Here is a 16441-nt window from a genome sequence, read left to right on the forward strand (position 1 = left end):
TCTAGCCTTGCGAACACCAGTGGTCACCGACAACGCGATGCGCGCGTGCGTGTTGGTGCTGCCCGGTGGCGAGGTGCGCAGCGAGCGGGCTTTCAAGCCCTGGCGATTGGCCAGCCTGCGGATGATGTTCGTGACGCGGGCATTACGGCGCCGGTTGGGGCGGCAGGTCGAGGTGCGCCAGGTGGCCTATCGCGTCTGCGGATGGAACAGCCCGCGCCTGGATCCGGTGCAGGATGCCAAGAAGGTGCTTGCCGACGTCCAGGCCCGGTTCCAGCCGCAACGAATTGCGCTGGTGGGCCACTCCATGGGCGGGCGGGTTGCGGCCCACTTGGCCGCCGGCGGGGGAGTCGGCGCAGTGGTGGCGCTTGCGCCGTGGTGGGCAGGGCAGGACGGTGACCTGATCCCGGCATCCACCCGGCTGCTGGTCGTGCACGGCACCGCCGACACCACGACCGACCCGGCCGATTCACACGCGCAAACCAGGCGGGCCTGCCGGCGCGGGCTGGATGCGCAATGGGTGGCTCTCGACGGAGTCGGCCACCACATGGTGCGCCGATGGCGCGAATGGCACCGGCTGACTACCGCGTTCGTCGCCGATCATTTGGCTGCCACAGCCAAGAGCTAGCAGATGAGGTGGTCGGGTTAGGGACGCGTCGCCGACCCGACCGCTTCGCTCAGCGACGCGAACCCCTCGCGGTGGAGGCGGCGGGCGATGCCGTCGTGAATGTGTTTGGCCCACAGCCCGCCCCCGTAAATGAAGCCGGTATAGCCCTGCAACAGCGAGGCACCGGCGGTGATCCGGTCCCAAGCGTCCTCGGCGGTTTCGATGCCGCCCACGCTGATCAGCACCAAACGGTCACCGACCCGGTGATGCAGCCGGCGCAGCACCTCGGTGGCGCGGCGTGCCAGCGGCGGCCCCGAAATGCCACCGGCGCCGAGGCCGGCCACGCCGGGTGTGGCCAGGCCGTCGCGCGACACCGTGGTGTTGGTGGCGACGATGCCGGCCAGACCGAGTTCGACGGCAAGGTCGGCGATGTCGTCGATGTCGGTGTCGGTCAGATCCGGCGCGATCTTCACGAGCACCGGGACCGACGTCTCGGCGAGCACCGCGGCCAGAATCGGTCGCAGCGACTCGACCGCCTGCAAGTCGCGCAGCCCGGGTGTGTTCGGTGAGCTGACGTTGACCACCAGATACGACGACAGCGCGCCGACCAACCGTGCGCTGGCCCGGTAGTCCTCGACGGCATGCTCGGGCGGGGTGGTCTTGGTCTTGCCGATGTTGACACCGATCGGCACGTCGGCGCGGTGGCGCGCCAGCCGCGCGGCGAGTTCGGCAGCGCCGTGGTTGTTGAAACCCATCCGGTTGAGCAGCGCGCGGTCGGCGGGTAGCCGAAACATTCGCGGGGCGGCATTGCCGGGTTGCGGGTGCGCGGTGACGGTGCCGATTTCGGCGTAGCCGAAACCCAGCGCACCCCAGGTCTTCAGGCCGGTGCCGTCCTTGTCGAAGCCGGCGGCCAGCCCGAGCGGTCCGGGGAAGCGCACGCCGAACACGGTGCTGGCCAGTACCGGGTCGGTCGGCCCCAGTGCCCGCCGAAGTCCTCGCCGCATCCCCGCGCCGAAGGTGGCGGTCCGCAATGCGGCGAACGCCAACGTGTGAATGCGTTCGGGAGGCACCAGGAACAGCATTCGGCGAAGCGCACCGTAGATCCGATGATCGTCGCCGCTTGCCGTCACAGTTCCGGCTGGCCCGCGGTGTCAACTGTGGTGTCAACGCGAGATTTCTTGCGGCGCAACAACACTCGCCTGCTACCGTCGGTGTAGAGCCGTACCCGGGTCAGCTCCCAGCCGCGATATTCGGCCTCGATGGACAGCCGGGTGGATGCACTGACCCGGGTCACATCCGGAGGCAGCCGCAACGGCGCCCACTCGTATTCGTCGGACATCTCGGCGTCCCAGCCCGCAGGCAACCGGCTGCGCTGTGCCGTGCTCAACGCGGGCCCGCCGCATGCTCGATGACCTGAACTCCGCCGCCAGACCCCGACACCACATACAACGTGCCTGAGGCATCGGCGAACGCGAGGGAGTTGGGCTGCTGCACGGTCGGGTAACGCACCTTTTCGACGGGTATTCCGGTGGACAGATCGTAACCAATAACCGTATTCGCCGCGGTCTGCGTCACCCAGGTCAATCCGCGCGACCCGGCCAGACCGTACGGGGCGTGGCGCACCGGATAGGCCTGACGCAGGATCAGCGGGTCGACACCGAAGACCAGCAACTGGCCGCCGCGGGTATCGGCGACCAGTATCCGGCCCAGCGGATCAGCCGCGATGGTGGTGGCCCCCTGGCCGGCCCGCAACGCCTGCCCAAGTGTGCCGTCGGCCTCGATCGTGGTGACGAGGGTCTGTGCTCGATCCAGAACCGCCACGGTATTGCCTTGCGCGGCAAGGGAATCGATTCGACCGACAATCTTGGTCCGGTTGCCGACCGCAGCTCTGGACGTTCCGGGTTCCGCAGCGGCCAGCCGGTAGACGGCACCGTCGGCGGTTGCCAACACCAGCGCGCTGTCGGCGCGGCGGGCGATCGTCGTGAAGTCGGTGCCTTCCGCGTCGGCAACGGCCACCCGGGCAACCCGGCCGGCGGCCAGATCGACGACGAAGTAGCCGCCGCGGGTGGCCACATAGGCGTTGCCGGCGCGGTCGCCGGTCAACGCGCTCGCCGGACCGGGCAAGTCGATGACCCGGGCCGGCTGGGGCCCGCTGTCGAATATCGCAATGTTGGCCGGTGCCGCGGGTTGGCCGGCTGCGATCAATACCGCCAGCGCAGCGGTGCGGTCATCGAAGATCGCCGCCTGAGCACGGCCCGGCAGCGGCCGCACGACGCCGGCCGGCGCGGCAGTGACCGGCGGAGAGTCAGCCGGCGCAGCGGGCGCGATCGTCGGTGGCGAGGCGTCGAATGACTCCGCCGAGCACCCGGCCACCAGCGTCAGGAAAAACAGCAGGCCAGCGGCTCGCCGGTGAACCGCCGGTTTACACATTGAGGCCAAGGGGTAACTTTCAGGTTATGCAGCGGGACGTGCCATCCGGGTCAGAGTCTAAGGAAGATTGTCGGGTTCAACCCGGCCTCGTCGCCCCGGGCGGGCGGGTCCCGGAGGGTATGGTCGCCGCATGACTCGCGCCGGCGACGATGCAGAGCGAAGCGATGAGGAGGAGCGGCGCGCATGACTGTCGCCGAAGACCGTCAGTTCGCCGATTCCGAGTTCGGCATCGAAGACATGTGGACAGGGGTCTTTTCGACCAAGATCTTGGCGAGTGGCTTTGGTCACGTCGGGGATGGACGCAGTTTCGCATTCCGTATCGAACGCCAGTCGCTGCTCGTCGAAATTTACCGGCCACGACTCAATGGCCCCGTCCCGCAGCCCGAGGACGTCGTGGCGACAGCGCGGCGGAGCGTGGTCGATATCGACGTCGCCGACGAGCGCAGTTTGGCCGCGGCGGTGCGTGACACGGTTGCGGCGGCCGCACCGCTATTGCACTAGTCCGGCTTACGCGTCCCGCACGGTGAGCAGCGGGCACACCAGGTACGGTCGTCGTCGTGACTGCGGCCCCGGCGATGTCTTGGTGGCAAGTCGTGGATTTGGCCGTGGTGCAGGGTCTCACCGAATTCCTTCCGGTGTCGTCGTCGGGGCATTTGGCGATTGTGTCGCGGCTGTTGTTCGGCGGGGATGCGGGCGCGTCGTTCACGGCCGTCACCCAACTGGGCACGGAGGCAGCCGTGGTGGTCTACTTCGCCCGCGACATCGTGCGCATCATCAAAGCGTGGCTTAACGGCCTGATCGTCACCGCACACCGCAACGCCGACTACCGGCTGGGCTGGTATGTGATCATCGGCACGATCCCGATCTGTGTGCTGGGCCTGGTGTTCACCGACCAGATCCGCTCGGGGGCGCGCAATCTCTGGGTGGTGGCGACGGCGCTGGTGGTGTTTTCAGCGGTGATCGCGGCCGCCGAGTATCTCGGCCGGCAGGTCCGCCACGTCGAACAGTTGACCTGGCGCGACGCCGTCGTGGTGGGTTGTGCGCAGACGCTGGCACTGATCCCCGGGGTCTCGCGGTCCGGCGCGACCATCAGCGCAGGGCTATTTATGGGACTCGACCGCGAGTTGGCCGCACGGTTCGGCTTCCTGCTGGCGATCCCGGCGGTCTTCGCCTCCGGGTTGTTCTCGCTGCCGGACGCCTTCCATCCGGTACACGAGGGGATGAGTGCCACCGGCGCGCAACTGTTGGTCGCCACCCTGATCGCGTTTGTCGTCGGGTTCGCCGCGGTGGCGTGGTTCCTCCGGTTTTTGGTGCGGCACAGCATGTATTGGTTTGTCGGCTACCGGGTGATCGCGGGGATCACTGTTCTGGCCCTGCTGGCGACGGGTGTGGTGAGTGCGATATGACCGTCATCCTGTTGCGGCACGGGCGGTCCACGTCCAACACCGCGCACATCCTGGCCGGCCGATCCGAGGGCGTCGACCTCGACGACAAGGGCCGCGAACAGTCTGCAGACCTGGTCGAGCGGATCGGCGACCTTCCGGTCCGGGCGGTGGTGTGCTCGCCGCTGCTGCGGTGCCTGCGCACCGTTGAACCACTTGCTGACGCACGGGATCTGGCACCGGTCGTCGACGAACGACTGTCCGAGGTCGACTACGGCGACTGGACCGGCCGCAAAATCGCCGACTTGACCAAAGAATCGCTGTGGAAGGTGGTGCAGGCCCAGCCGAGCGCCGCGGTGTTTCCCGGTGGTGAGGGACTGGCGCAGGTCCAGGCGCGTGCGGTAGCCGCCATCCGCGGGTATGACCGGCAACTGGCCGATCAGCATGGTGGCGATGCGCTGTGGCTGGCCTGCACCCACGGCGACGTCATCAAGGCGGTCGTCGCTGATGCGCTGGGCCTGCACTTGGACAGCTTCCAGCGGATCACCGCCGACCCGGCGTCGATGAGCGTGATCCGCTACACCGCGCTGCGCCCATTCGTGATACACGTCAACCACACCGGTCCGCGGCTGACGTCCGCGCTGGTGACGCCTGCATCGTCGGATGCGCAAACGCCGCCCGGTGATGCGGTGGTGGGTGGCTCCACCGAGTGAATCTCGCCGCAGCGGGTACTGCTGAGGCATTACGACGGTGCGGCAACAGCCGCTATTTTGGAGATGCCATGTCTCGCGCAATCCACGTCTTCCGGACTCCCGACCGGTTCGTCGCCGGGACCGTCGGCCAGCCCGGAAACCGCACCTTCTACCTGCAGGCAGTTCATGACGCCCGGGTGGTCTCGGTAGTGCTGGAGAAGCAACAGGTCGCGGTGCTCGCCGAGCGCATCGGCGCGCTATTGCTCGAGGTCAACCGCAGATTCGGGACACCGGTGCCGCCGGAGACCACCGACGTCGAGGACCTCAGCCCGCTGATCACGCCGGTCGACGCCGAGTTCAGGGTCGGCACCATGGGTTTGGGCTGGGATTCCGAAGCGCAGACCGTGGTGGTCGAATTGCTGGCGGTCACCGACACCGAGTTCGACGCATCGGTGGTGCTCGATGACACCGATGAGGGCCCTGACGCGGTGCGGGTGTTCCTGACGCCCGAGTCGGCGCGCCAATTCGCGACCCGCTCCAACCGTGTCATCTCCGCAGGGCGCCCGCCCTGCCCGTTGTGTGATGAACCGCTGGACCCTGAGGGACATATCTGTGCGCGCACCAACGGGTACCGGCGCAGCGCATTGCTCGGGTCTGACGATGACGCCGAGGACTGATGACCGTGAGGTGTTGCGTCGCGGCGAGCTGACGGTCCTCGGACGCATTCGCTCGGCGAGCAACGCCACCTTTCTGTGCGAGTCGACACTGGGTGAGCGCAGCGTGCACTGCGTCTACAAGCCGGTCGCCGGTGAACAGCCGCTGTGGGATTTTCCGGACGGCACCCTGGCCGGCCGAGAAGTCGGCGCGTACCTGATTTCCGAGCAGCTGGGCTGGAACATCGTGCCCTACACCATCATTCGACTCGGACCGGCCGGTCGCGGCATGCTGCAACTTTGGGTGGACCAACCCGGTGACACACCAGACACCGACCGCGAGCCTCGACCGGATCTGGTCGACCTGTTTCCGGCCGGCAAGCCGCCGGCGGGCTATCTGCCGGTGCTGCGCGCCTACGACTACGCCGGTGACGAAGTGGTGTTGATGCATGCCGACGACATCCGGTTGTGGCGGATGGCAGTGTTCGACGTGCTCGTCAACAACGCCGACCGCAAGGGCGGCCACGTCCTGCGTGACGTTGAGGGGTACGTGTACGGCGTCGACCACGGGGTCTGCCTGCACGTCGAGGACAAACTGCGCACGGTGCTGTGGGGCTGGGCCGGCAAGCCCGTCGACGACGGCACCCTCGATGCGCTGACCGGACTGGTCGACGCGCTGGACGACGGCCTCGGTGACGCGTTGGCCGCCCACATCACCGCTGCCGAAATCACCGCGCTACGGCGCCGCGCCCGAACGCTGCTGGACAACCCGGTGATGCCCAGTCCGGACCGGCACCGCCCGATTCCGTGGCCGGCTTTCTGAGCCAGTAGCGTGGTTCGACATGCCGCGTTCTTTCGAGTCGTCAGTAGATTTCCCGGACAGCGTCGACCAGATCTTTTCGACCTTCTGCGACGAGGAGTACTGGCAGGCGAGGGTGACCGCCACCGGTAACCCCAACGCCAAGCTCGACTCGCTGATCATCGACGCAGACGACTCCGTCACGGCGAACGTCAGCATCAGCTTCCTGGGCGAACGGCTGCCCAAGGCGATCACCAAGTTGACGGGCGGTGACCTCAAATTCTCGCAGACCCAGCGGTGGGGCCGTGACGGCGACCGGGTGCGCGGCGAGATCAACGTGGCCGTTTCCCGGCTACCGGCGTCGGGCCTCGGGAAGGCGTTGCTGGTGCCGGTGAGCAATGGCTCGCGGATGGACGTCACCACCACCGTCGAGGTCAAGATTCCGCTCGTCGGCGGCAAGTTCGAACGTTACGTCGGCAGCCTGCTCGACGACGACCTCAAGAACTTTCAGCGCTTCACCACCGAGTGGATTGCGGAAAAGTCCTGACCCTCGGCGATACTGGTCCGGGTGAGCCCAGAGCAGACTGACGCAGCGCTGGCCGCCGATTTGGCCGCCGACGCCGGGCAGCTGCTGCTGGCGGTGCGCGAGCAGGTCGGGTTCGACTATCCGTGGATGCTCGGCGATGCCGGTGATACCGGGGCCAACGCCCTGCTGCTGCGGCGACTGCACGCCGAGCGGCCCGGCGACGCGGTGCTATCCGAGGAAGCCCACGACGACCTGTCCCGGCTGCGCGCCGATCGGGTGTGGATCGTCGATCCACTCGACGGCACCCGCGAGTTCTCCACGCCCGGCCGAGACGATTGGGCCGTGCACGTCGCGTTGTGGCGCCGCGACGGCGGCCCGCACGGCGCGATCACCGACGCGGCAGTCGCGCTGCCCGCGATGGGCGAGCTGTATGCCAGCGACACCGTCAGCGCCGACACCTCGACACGGTCAGGCCCGATCCGGGTCACCGCCAGCTCCAACCGGCCACCGGCGGTGCTGTACCGGCTGGCCGAGCGGTTGGATATCGAACTGGTGCGGATCGGCTCGGCCGGCGCCAAAGCGATGTCGCTGGTGCGCGGCGACGCCGATGCCTACGTCCATGCCGGCGGCCAGTGGGAGTGGGATTCGGCGGCACCGGCGGGCGTGGTGCTGGCGGCGGGCATGCACGCGTCGCGGCTCGACGGCTCCGAGCTGATCTACAACCGGCCCGATCCCTACCTGCCGGACTTCCTGATGTGCCGGCCCGAGCTGGCCGACGTGCTGCTGGCGGCGATCGCAAGCGCGGCGTAGCCGGGTGTAGCGGGTCGCCGCCATCCAACGGCGGCGCCATCCGGCTGGCCGGCTGACCCAACGCCTCAGTGTCGCTTTACAGTCGAGGGTATGCAGTCCTGGCCCTGTCCACCGCCGCCGGCCTTGCCGGGCCGTGGTCCGGAGCTGCGGCTGTATGACACCTCCGATCGGCAGGTGCGACCGGTGGCAGCCGGGCGCACCGCCACCATGTACGTCTGCGGCATCACCCCCTACGACGCCACCCATCTCGGGCATGCCGCCACCTACCTGACGTTCGACCTGATTTATCGGCTGTGGCTGGACCTTGGGCACGACGTCCATTACGTGCAGAACGTCACCGATGTCGACGATCCGCTGTTTGAACGGGCCAACCGCGACGGCGTGGACTGGCGCGAGCTGGCCGCGCGCGAGGTCGGCCTGTTCCGCGACGACATGACCGCGCTGCGGGTGCTGCCGCCGCGCGAGTATGTCGCCGCCACCGAGGCCATCGACGAAGTGGTCGAGCTGGTCGAGAAGATGCTGGCCGCCGGGGCGGCCTACATCGTCGACGACCCTGACTACCCCGACGTCTATTTTCGCGCGGACGCCGCGCCGCAATTCGGCTACGAATCGGGTTACGACCGCGACACCATGCTGGGGTTGTTCGCCGAGCGCGGCGGCGACCCGGACCGGCCCGGCAAGGTCGACCAGCTCGACGCGCTGTTGTGGCGTGCGGCGCGGGCCGGAGAACCCAGTTGGCCGTCGCCGTTCGGCCCGGGCCGGCCGGGATGGCATGTGGAATGCGCCGCAATCGCACTCAGCCGCATCGGCACCGGCCTGGACATCCAGGGCGGCGGCACCGACCTGATCTTTCCGCATCACGAATTCACCGCCGCGCACGCCGAATGCGTCAGCGGCGAACGGCGATTCGCCCGCCACTATGTCCACGCCGGGATGATCGGCTGGGACGGGCAGAAGATGTCCAAGAGCCGCGGCAACCTGGTGCTGGTGTCGGCGCTGCGCAACCAAGGCGTCGAACCGTCGGCGATCCGGCTGGGCCTGCTGGCCGGTCACTACCGCGCCGACCGCTACTGGAACGCCCAGGTGCTGGACGAGGCCATCGCACGACTGGATCGGTGGCGTGCGGCTGCCGCGTTGCCGGCCGGCCCAGACGCCGCCGACACCATCGCCCGGCTGCGCCGCTACCTGGCCGACGACCTCGATACACCCAAAGCCCTTGCGGCCCTAGACGGTTGGGTCATCGACGCGCTCGACTACGGCGGCCACGACACGGATGCACCGCTGCTTGTGGCCACCGCGGTAGACGCGCTGCTCGGGGTGACGTTGTAGGTTCGGTCGCCCAGGCCCTGGAACAGCAGTGAGGCCACTGCCATAAGCGACCCGTGTGTACAATTGGCGCACAGGGGTGAATGGACATGGCAAGCACAGAACGGCTCCACTTCCGAGTGAGGGCCGATATGCAGGCGCGATTGCGCTCTGCAGCAGAGATGGAGCATGAGTCGCTGACTGAGTTCGTGTTGTCGGCAGCCGAGGAGCGGGCGGAGTCCGTGCTGTCTCGGCAGACGACGGTACCTGCCGACTTCTTCGATGTGATGTTCGATGCGCTGTCCGAGCCACCGCATCCTAATGAAGCAATGCGGCGGGTTGCGCGCTCGTCGCGGATCTCCCGGCACGCCTGAGCCGGGCCGGTGTTCGTCTGTGCTACCTACGGCGAACACCACTTTGCTGAGATGTTCGACTGTGGGCAGCCGACACTCAATGTGTGGCTCACCCGGCACGCAAAAACCGCACAGGCTAAGCGCACCGCCCAGGTATTCGTGTGGACCCAAGATGCCGACACTGCGGTGCTGGCGTACTTCACGCTGTCGGCACACGAAGTCGTGGCCGCAGACCTGCCACGTCGTCTCGCGCTGGGCATGCCGGAGCGCATCCCGGCGGTCCTGCTCGGCAAGCTCGCACTCGACAGGAGTCTGCATGGCCGGGGTTTCGGCGGGCAGCTGCTCTTCGACGCCTACCAACGCGTGTTGTCTGCAACGCGAACTGTCGCCGCTCGCTACCTCGTGGTTGACGCCATCGATGCCGCAGCTGTGGGCTTCTACGAGCACTACGGCTTCACCCGCGCGCCGGTCGAGGCCTCGATGCGGCTGGTCCGCAGGATCAAAGACGTCCAGGCTGACATCGATACCCCGTGAAGCTGACCGCGCCGTCGGTGGGACGCAGTATGTTCGTCGAGATTGACATCCGCGGCAGCGCGTAAAGGGGACCGGCCGGTAATGGGATCCGTACACGAGGTCATTGAAGCGTTCCGGAAAGCGCCGTCCAATTCCGAACGCGGCACCAAGTTCGAACAGTTGATGGTGCGCTACTTCGAGCTGGACCCGATGCTGTCTCAGCACTACGACGAGGTGTGGCGCTGGATCGATTGGCCGGGACGCAAGGGTAAACCCGACACCGGCATCGACCTGGTGGCCCGCGCGCGTGGCACCGGTGAATACACCGCAATCCAGTGCAAGTTCTACGAGCCCACCCACACCCTGAAAAAGGAAGACATCGACTCCTTCTTCACCGCATCGGGCAAGACGGGTTTCAGCAATCGGGTGATCATCTCGACCACCGACCGGTGGAGCCCCCACGCCGAGGATGCGTTGGACGGCCAGACAATCCCGGTGCAGCGGATCGGGTTGGCCGAGATCGCCGAGTCGCCAATCGACTGGGACATTGCCTGGCCGCAAGGACAGATTCAGGTGAGCCTGTCACCGGCCAAGCGCTACGGCCCCAGGCCGCATCAGCAGCAGGCGATCCAGGCGGTGTTCCGCGGATTCGGTATCGGCAACGACCGCGGCAAGCTGGTGATGGCGTGCGGAACCGGCAAGACCTTCACCGCGCTGAAGATCGCCGAACGCACCGCGCGGGACAAGGGCGACAGCGCACGGATTCTGTTTCTGGTGCCGTCGATTTCGCTGTTGAGCCAGACGCTGCGGGAATGGACGGCCCAGTGCGAGTTGGACCTGCGGGCGTTCGCGGTGTGCTCGGACACCAAGGTGTCGCGGTCGACCGAGGATTACAACGTGCACGACGTGCCGATTCCGGTCACCACCGATCCGCAGCGGCTTACGCACGACATGCAGCACCGCAAGCGTGCGCAGGGGTTGACGGTGGTGTTCTGCACGTACCAGTCTTTACCCGTTGTTGCACAGGCGCAGAGCCTCGGGCTCGACGAGTTCGACCTGGTGATCTGCGACGAGGCGCACCGCACCACCGGGGTAACGCTGGCCGGTGACGACGAGTCCAACTTCGTTCGGGTGCACGACGCTGACTATCTCAAAGCTGCTCGCCGGCTCTACATGACCGCCACGCCACGGATTTTCGACGACAACGTCAAGGACAAGGCGCAGCAGCATTCCGCTGAGTTGGTGTCGATGGACGACGAGCACACCTTTGGCCCGGAGTTTCATCGGCTGACCTTCGGTGAGGCTGTCGAGCGCGGCCTGCTCACCGACTACAAGGTGCTGGTGTTGACCATCGACGAGTCGGTGATCGCGCCTCGGCTTCAGCGGGATCTTGCCGCGCACGGTCATGAGTTCATGCTCGATGACGCGTCGAAGATCGTCGGATGCTGGAACGGGCTGGCCAAGCGCGCGGGAACCGCGCCCGACGGTACGAGCTTTGTTCCTGGTGAGTCACCGATGCGCCGGGCCGTCGCGTTCGCCCGCGACATCGTCACCTCCAAGCAGATCGCCGAGATGTTCCCCAAAGTGGTTGAGGCGTATCAGGGTCTGCTCGACGAAAGCGAAAACGACGGCCAGCGAGTCGACGACACCAACCGCGGTTTGAAATGCGCGGTCGAACACGTCGACGGGACCTTCAACGCGCTGGCCCGTGACGCCAAACTGGCCTGGTTGAAAGCTCCTGTTGCCGAAGACGAATGCCGCATCTTGTCCAACGCCCGGTGTCTGTCCGAGGGTGTGGACGTGCCCGCGCTCGATGCGGTGCTGTTCCTCAACCCCCGCAATTCGGTCGTCGACGTCGTGCAGTCGGTCGGCCGGGTGATGCGCAGGGCGCCGCACAAAGAATATGGCTACGTGATCTTGCCGGTGGCGGTGCCGGCCGGTCTCGAGCCGTCGGCTGCACTAGCCGACAACCGCAGGTTCAAGGTGGTCTGGCAGGTCCTCAATGCCTTGCGTTCCCACGACGAACGCTTCGACGCGATGGTCAACAGCCTCGCGCTCAACATGTCGTCGACCATGAAGAAAACCGGCGAAGGCACCAACCAGCTGCTCGGCGACCACATCGGGCCCACCACCGAGGAGCCTGTTGCTGCTGGAGGCGCTGCTGTCACCCAGATGGCGCTGTTCTCGCTGTCGAAGTGGCAGGAAGCGATCTATACCCGCATCGTCGACAAGGTCGGAACCCGCACGTACTGGGAGCAGTGGGCGGCCGACGTGTCCGACATCGCGGGCACGCTGACCACCCGCATCAAGGCGCTGCTCGACGGGGCGACGCTAGAAGTCGCGGGCGCATTCGATCAGTTCCTGGCGGGGCTGCGCGATAACCTCAACGATTCGATCACCCCAGACGATGCGATCAGCATGCTCTCGCAACACCTGATCACTCGGCCGGTGTTCGATGCCCTGTTCGCCGAGCACGACTTCACCTCGCACAACCCGGTGTCACAGACCATGCAGAACATGGTCGGCACACTCGGCGGCAGCGGCCTGGAAGCCGAAACCCAACGGTTGGAGGGGTTTTACGCCTCGGTGCGTCGCCGCGCCGCCGAGGTTACCAGTGCCGAGGGCAAGCAGCAGGTGATCGCCGAGCTGTACGAGAAATTCTTCCGCATCGGTTTCAAGAAGCAGGCCGAGGCACTCGGAATCGTCTACACGCCCACCGAAATCGTCGACTTCATTCTGCGGTCAGCAGACACCGTGATGCGCCACCACTTCGGCCGCGGGCTGACGGACGAAGGCGTGCACATTCTCGATGGGTTCGCCGGGACCGGGACGTTCATGACTCGGCTGCTGCAGTCCGGTCTGATCAAGGCCGACGATTTGGCCCGCAAGTATGCCAATGAGTTGCACGCCAACGAGATCATGCTGCTGGCGTACTACATCGCCGCGGTCAACATCGAAACCACCTACCACGCTCTGGCGGGCGCTGACAGCTACGAGTCGTTCACCGGCATCGCGTTGGCCGATACCTTCCAGATTTCCGAGGCCGGCGATTCCATGGACGCAATCATGTTCCCGTACAACAATGCTCGTATCCAGCGGCAGTTGGAGACGCCGATCAGTGTCATCGTTGGCAATCCGCCGTATTCAGTCGGGCAGACCAGCGCCAACGACCTTAACGCGAACGTGAAGTACCCGACGCTGGACGGCCGGATCGAGCAGACATACGCGAAACGGTCTACAGCGACCAACCAAAGGACCTTGTACGACTCTTACGTTCGTGCCTTCCGCTGGGCAACTGACCGTATCGGCGGCCATGGCCTCGTTGCCTTCGTTAGCAACGGCGGCTGGATTGACGGCAATAGTCATGATGGACTGCGACTTTCGTTAGTGGACGAGTCCTCAGCGATCTATGTCTACAACCTGCGGGGCAATCAACGTACAGCTGGCGAGCTTTCGCGAAAAGAAGGCGGCAAGGTCTTCGGCGGTGGCAGCCGCAACACCGTTGCCATTTTGATCGCAGTCAAGGACCCGGCACACACCGGATCGTGCGACATCTTCTACCACGACATCGGCGATTACTTGAGCCGGGAAGAAAAGCTGCGGATTGCCCGAGACAGCGAGTTGGACACTGTCGACTGGCAATCGATACTGCCCAACAGCTACGGCGACTGGATCAATCAGCGCGACACGGCGTTCGCGTCCTATCCGCCCATAGCCGCCAGAAAGAATACATCAGCGGCGCCACCGGTGTTTTCTGATCTCTCGTCCGGGGTTACGACTGCGCGAGACGCATGGGTATATAACTCTAGCCGAGCCAACCTCAGCGGAAATGTCACGCGGATGATCGACGCATACAACGGAAGTGTGTCGGCAGATACCTCTGTTTCATCGTCCGGTGACCCAGGCGACAGCGATCCGACAAGGATCAGTTGGAGCCGGGGACTCAGAAATGCCAGGAATCGAGAGCAAACCTTGGCGTTCGACCCGACCCATATCGTCCTGAGCGCATACCGGCCGTTCTTCAGACAGTATCTGTACTTCGATCGACTGATGAACGAGTACGTATATCAGCTTCCTCGGCTGTTTCCGCCGAACGCGCCACATACCCGAAATGTGGGCATATACCAGGTCGGTGAAGGATCAACAGTTCCGTTCTCGGTGCTCATGCTCGATGCGATCCCAAACGCGCATGTGACTGGCGCTGGGAGTTCGGGGCAGTTCTTCCCCCGCTGGACCTTCGTTAAGGCCGAGTCCCTTGATGACGAGCTAGATTTCAACGCCGCCGACACGGCAGATGTTGATGAGTACGGCTACCGCCGCGTCGACAACATCACCGACAACATCCTGAAGCTGTACCGCAATGCGGTCGGCGATCAGGTCACCAAGGACGACATCTTCTACTACGTCTACGGGCTGCTGCACGATCCGGCGTACCGCGAGACGTATGCGGCCGATCTCAAGAAGATGCTCCCACACATCCCGACACCGGAAACCCGCGAGCGCTTCGAGCAGCTGGCCACCGCTGGCCGCAGGCTCGCCGAACTGCACGCGGGATATGAGTCCGTCGACCCGTATCCCCTTGAGGTGCAACTGAAGCCGGGTGCCGATCCTACCGACCGCGAGACCTGGCGAGTGCAGAAGATGAGATGGTTGTCCAAGGCCGACCACTCCGCAATCGTCTACAACGGCAAGGTCACCATCGCGGGAATTCCGGGCGAGGCCGATCGATACATGCTCGGCTCACGCTCGGCACTCGGTTGGCTCATCGACCGCTACCGAGTCAGCACCGACAAGGCCTCCGGAATCGTGAACGATCCCAACGGTTGGTGCGACGAACACGACGATCCGACCTACATCGTCGACCTCATCAAGAAGATCACCACCGTCAGTGTCGAGACGATGAAGATCGTGGATACCCTGACCGAAAGCGTGAGTGCTTAGCAGTTCAGCACCAAGGAGTTTCGGTGCTTTCAACCCGACAAGGGAGTCGACCGTCGTACCCTGTGGCCATGCGTCCGTGCCGCTACGCCGTCGGCGTAATCGCCGTCATATCCGCTGGCGTTGCGGCGGCGGGATGCACCACAAAGATCACCGGAACGCCAGTGGCGGACACCACCAGCGGTCCGTTGACTTCGCAAACCACGACGTCAGAGGCGCCCACGCGCAAGCCAGTGGGTACGGCCGTGATGAAGGTAATGGGCGGCAGTGCCGTGGTGACGATCCGCTACCGGATCAACGAAGGTCCAGAGCAGACGGAGACCAATGTGACGCTGCCGTGGGAAAAGCGGTACACCGTGTACGACGAAGTCGAGTCGCAGGTATCCGCGGACGGTGGGGACACGGAACTGACCTGCACCATCATCATGGATGGCGACAAGTTGGTGTCCTTCAAGACCGAACCACGGCCCACATGTAGCTTCGCCTACTACGGCTAGCAGTCCTACGGCTAGTCGCCTTACCCGGTGATGACAGCTTCACCGGAGGCGCGGGGAACAGATGGTGGTAATGGATTTTCACCGATCCCGCCGGCCTACGCAGCGCTCGAAGCACCCGACGAGATCAGCGGTCGCGCGGTGACGTCGCAGCCCGGTCGATGCGCCGCGGCCGACAACACACCTGCCCAGGTGGTCACCTTGCGCATTCCGCTGTCGTGTGATCGCGTTCCTGTACAAGGACTCCGCGGTGTTACGTCGCTAACAGCGGCAGCGGTTGTCCGGCAGACACTGATAGCCGTTGGCGGCCCAGTTGCGGCCAGGCCTGCACGGCGCAAAACGGCGCGCACTGGTCCTGCGACGAGCGGGTCCCGACGTGCACGCAACACTGGGCCAGGCGTTCTTCGATCATGGTCGAGATGTCCATGAAGGGTTTGACGCTGATGCGCACGACCCGTTCACCGAGCAGTCGCCGCAGTTTGTGCCGTCTACCGGGCAAGGCGGTCGATGCCAGCGTCAGAAGGGTGGGCATGCCGAGGTCACAATTTTCGCAAATGCTGCGCCAGATCTCGCCGATCTGCGGGTGCGACAGCGAGGACTGCTCAGACAGCAGTCCTAGAAGTGATTCGCGCACCGCCAGGCGCAATTCTTGCGGTATCTCGGTGTCGGCGATGCGGTTTGCGACCAGGCCGAGCCTGTCTTTGAGAGTGTCGTGGCCGATGAGCGAGACCAGCGAGCGCCACTTGCCGGAATCGTCGCGCAGCAAGTAGCCGACAGAGCAGCAGTGTGGGTGCGAGCAGGGCAGCGCAGTCAGGTCTCGCCAGGTGACTAGATCGTTTGTCTGCGGCCCTAACCGGTCGAGCACACCGCTATGGGTGAGCCGATCGAGGGGTGCGATGGGGTTTGAGCGGCCCGATCCGAACTGCGGTTGAATCGACACTC

The 16441-nt window shown here is 65.3% G+C and carries 16 protein-coding genes and 1 pseudogene; 13 read left to right on the forward strand and 4 right to left on the reverse strand.

Annotated elements, in window-relative coordinates; all coding sequences use genetic code 11:
* Positions 1-19: 19 nt before the first annotated feature.
* Complete coding sequence (locus AC5Y5W_RS05995) at positions 20-625, forward strand: alpha/beta hydrolase family protein (RefSeq protein ID WP_500022219.1); 606 nt, start codon at positions 20-22, stop codon at positions 623-625.
* A 17-nt stretch (positions 626-642) separates the two neighbouring features.
* Here AC5Y5W_RS05995 and AC5Y5W_RS06000 read toward each other — a convergent pair whose 3' ends face one another.
* Genes AC5Y5W_RS06000 through AC5Y5W_RS06010 form a run of 3 tightly spaced genes read right to left on the reverse strand, consistent with a single transcriptional unit; the run spans position 643 to position 3034 of the window.
* Positions 643-1707 carry a quinone-dependent dihydroorotate dehydrogenase gene (locus AC5Y5W_RS06000; protein WP_500010347.1) on the reverse strand — a complete coding sequence of 355 codons (1065 nt, stop codon included), beginning with the start codon at positions 1705-1707 and terminating at the stop codon, positions 643-645.
* 23 nt (positions 1708-1730) lie between these two features.
* Positions 1731-1943, reverse strand: a complete 213-nt coding sequence (locus AC5Y5W_RS06005; protein WP_500010346.1) for a DUF5703 family protein — start codon at positions 1941-1943, stop codon at positions 1731-1733.
* A 44-nt stretch (positions 1944-1987) separates the two neighbouring features.
* Complete coding sequence (locus tag AC5Y5W_RS06010; RefSeq protein WP_500010328.1) at positions 1988-3034, reverse strand: NHL repeat-containing protein; 1047 nt, start codon at positions 3032-3034, stop codon at positions 1988-1990.
* Positions 3035-3217: 183 nt separating this feature from the next.
* Between AC5Y5W_RS06010 and AC5Y5W_RS06015 the strand changes: the two genes are divergently transcribed.
* From AC5Y5W_RS06015 to AC5Y5W_RS06070, 12 genes are all read left to right on the forward strand, one after another.
* Positions 3218-3535 carry a hypothetical protein gene (locus AC5Y5W_RS06015; protein WP_500010327.1) on the forward strand — a complete coding sequence of 106 codons (318 nt, stop codon included), beginning with the start codon at positions 3218-3220 and terminating at the stop codon, positions 3533-3535.
* A gap of 74 nt (positions 3536-3609) precedes the next feature.
* On the forward strand, positions 3610-4440 hold the full coding sequence (locus tag AC5Y5W_RS06020) for an undecaprenyl-diphosphate phosphatase (RefSeq protein ID WP_500010345.1): 831 nt from the start codon (positions 3610-3612) through the stop codon (positions 4438-4440).
* Positions 4437-5129 carry a histidine phosphatase family protein gene (locus AC5Y5W_RS06025; RefSeq protein WP_500010326.1) on the forward strand — a complete coding sequence of 231 codons (693 nt, stop codon included), beginning with the start codon at positions 4437-4439 and terminating at the stop codon, positions 5127-5129. Before AC5Y5W_RS06020 ends, AC5Y5W_RS06025 begins: the two co-directional genes overlap by 4 nt.
* Positions 5130-5197: 68 nt before the next feature.
* The gene (locus AC5Y5W_RS06030) at positions 5198-5785 is read left to right on the forward strand and encodes a DUF3090 domain-containing protein (protein ID WP_499884122.1); all 588 of its coding nucleotides are present in this window, start codon (positions 5198-5200) and stop codon (positions 5783-5785) included.
* Positions 5769-6584 (forward strand): SCO1664 family protein, encoded by an 816-nt coding sequence (locus tag AC5Y5W_RS06035; protein WP_500010325.1) that lies wholly within the window; start codon positions 5769-5771, stop codon positions 6582-6584. The genes AC5Y5W_RS06030 and AC5Y5W_RS06035 overlap by 17 nt, the downstream gene beginning before the upstream one ends.
* A gap of 19 nt (positions 6585-6603) precedes the next feature.
* Positions 6604-7107, forward strand: coding sequence for a DUF2505 domain-containing protein (locus tag AC5Y5W_RS06040; RefSeq protein WP_500010324.1), 504 nt, complete (start codon positions 6604-6606; stop codon positions 7105-7107).
* Positions 7108-7128: 21 nt separating this feature from the next.
* Complete coding sequence (locus tag AC5Y5W_RS06045) at positions 7129-7896, forward strand: 3'(2'),5'-bisphosphate nucleotidase CysQ (RefSeq protein WP_500022220.1); 768 nt, start codon at positions 7129-7131, stop codon at positions 7894-7896.
* A 90-nt stretch (positions 7897-7986) separates the two neighbouring features.
* A complete protein-coding gene (gene mshC, locus AC5Y5W_RS06050) occupies positions 7987-9225 on the forward strand; it encodes a cysteine--1-D-myo-inosityl 2-amino-2-deoxy-alpha-D-glucopyranoside ligase (protein ID WP_500022221.1) in 1239 nt (412 codons plus the stop codon).
* Positions 9226-9311: 86 nt separating this feature from the next.
* A complete protein-coding gene (locus AC5Y5W_RS06055; RefSeq protein WP_500022222.1) occupies positions 9312-9575 on the forward strand; it encodes a type II toxin-antitoxin system TacA family antitoxin in 264 nt (87 codons plus the stop codon).
* A 9-nt stretch (positions 9576-9584) separates the two neighbouring features.
* Positions 9585-10088: a GNAT family N-acetyltransferase gene (locus tag AC5Y5W_RS06060; RefSeq protein WP_500022223.1), complete on the forward strand. Its 504-nt coding sequence runs from the start codon at positions 9585-9587 to the stop codon at positions 10086-10088.
* Positions 10089-10169: 81 nt separating this feature from the next.
* The gene (locus AC5Y5W_RS06065; protein WP_500022224.1) at positions 10170-15008 is read left to right on the forward strand and encodes a DEAD/DEAH box helicase; all 4839 of its coding nucleotides are present in this window, start codon (positions 10170-10172) and stop codon (positions 15006-15008) included.
* A 68-nt stretch (positions 15009-15076) separates the two neighbouring features.
* Positions 15077-15502: a hypothetical protein gene (locus AC5Y5W_RS06070; protein ID WP_500022225.1), complete on the forward strand. Its 426-nt coding sequence runs from the start codon at positions 15077-15079 to the stop codon at positions 15500-15502.
* A gap of 250 nt (positions 15503-15752) precedes the next feature.
* Here the strand turns inward: AC5Y5W_RS06070 and AC5Y5W_RS06075 are convergent.
* Positions 15753-16441, reverse strand: a pseudogene (locus AC5Y5W_RS06075) (radical SAM protein); the annotation flags it as partial.

The sequence above is a fragment of the Mycobacterium sp. NGS51 genome, assembly GCF_059812525.1.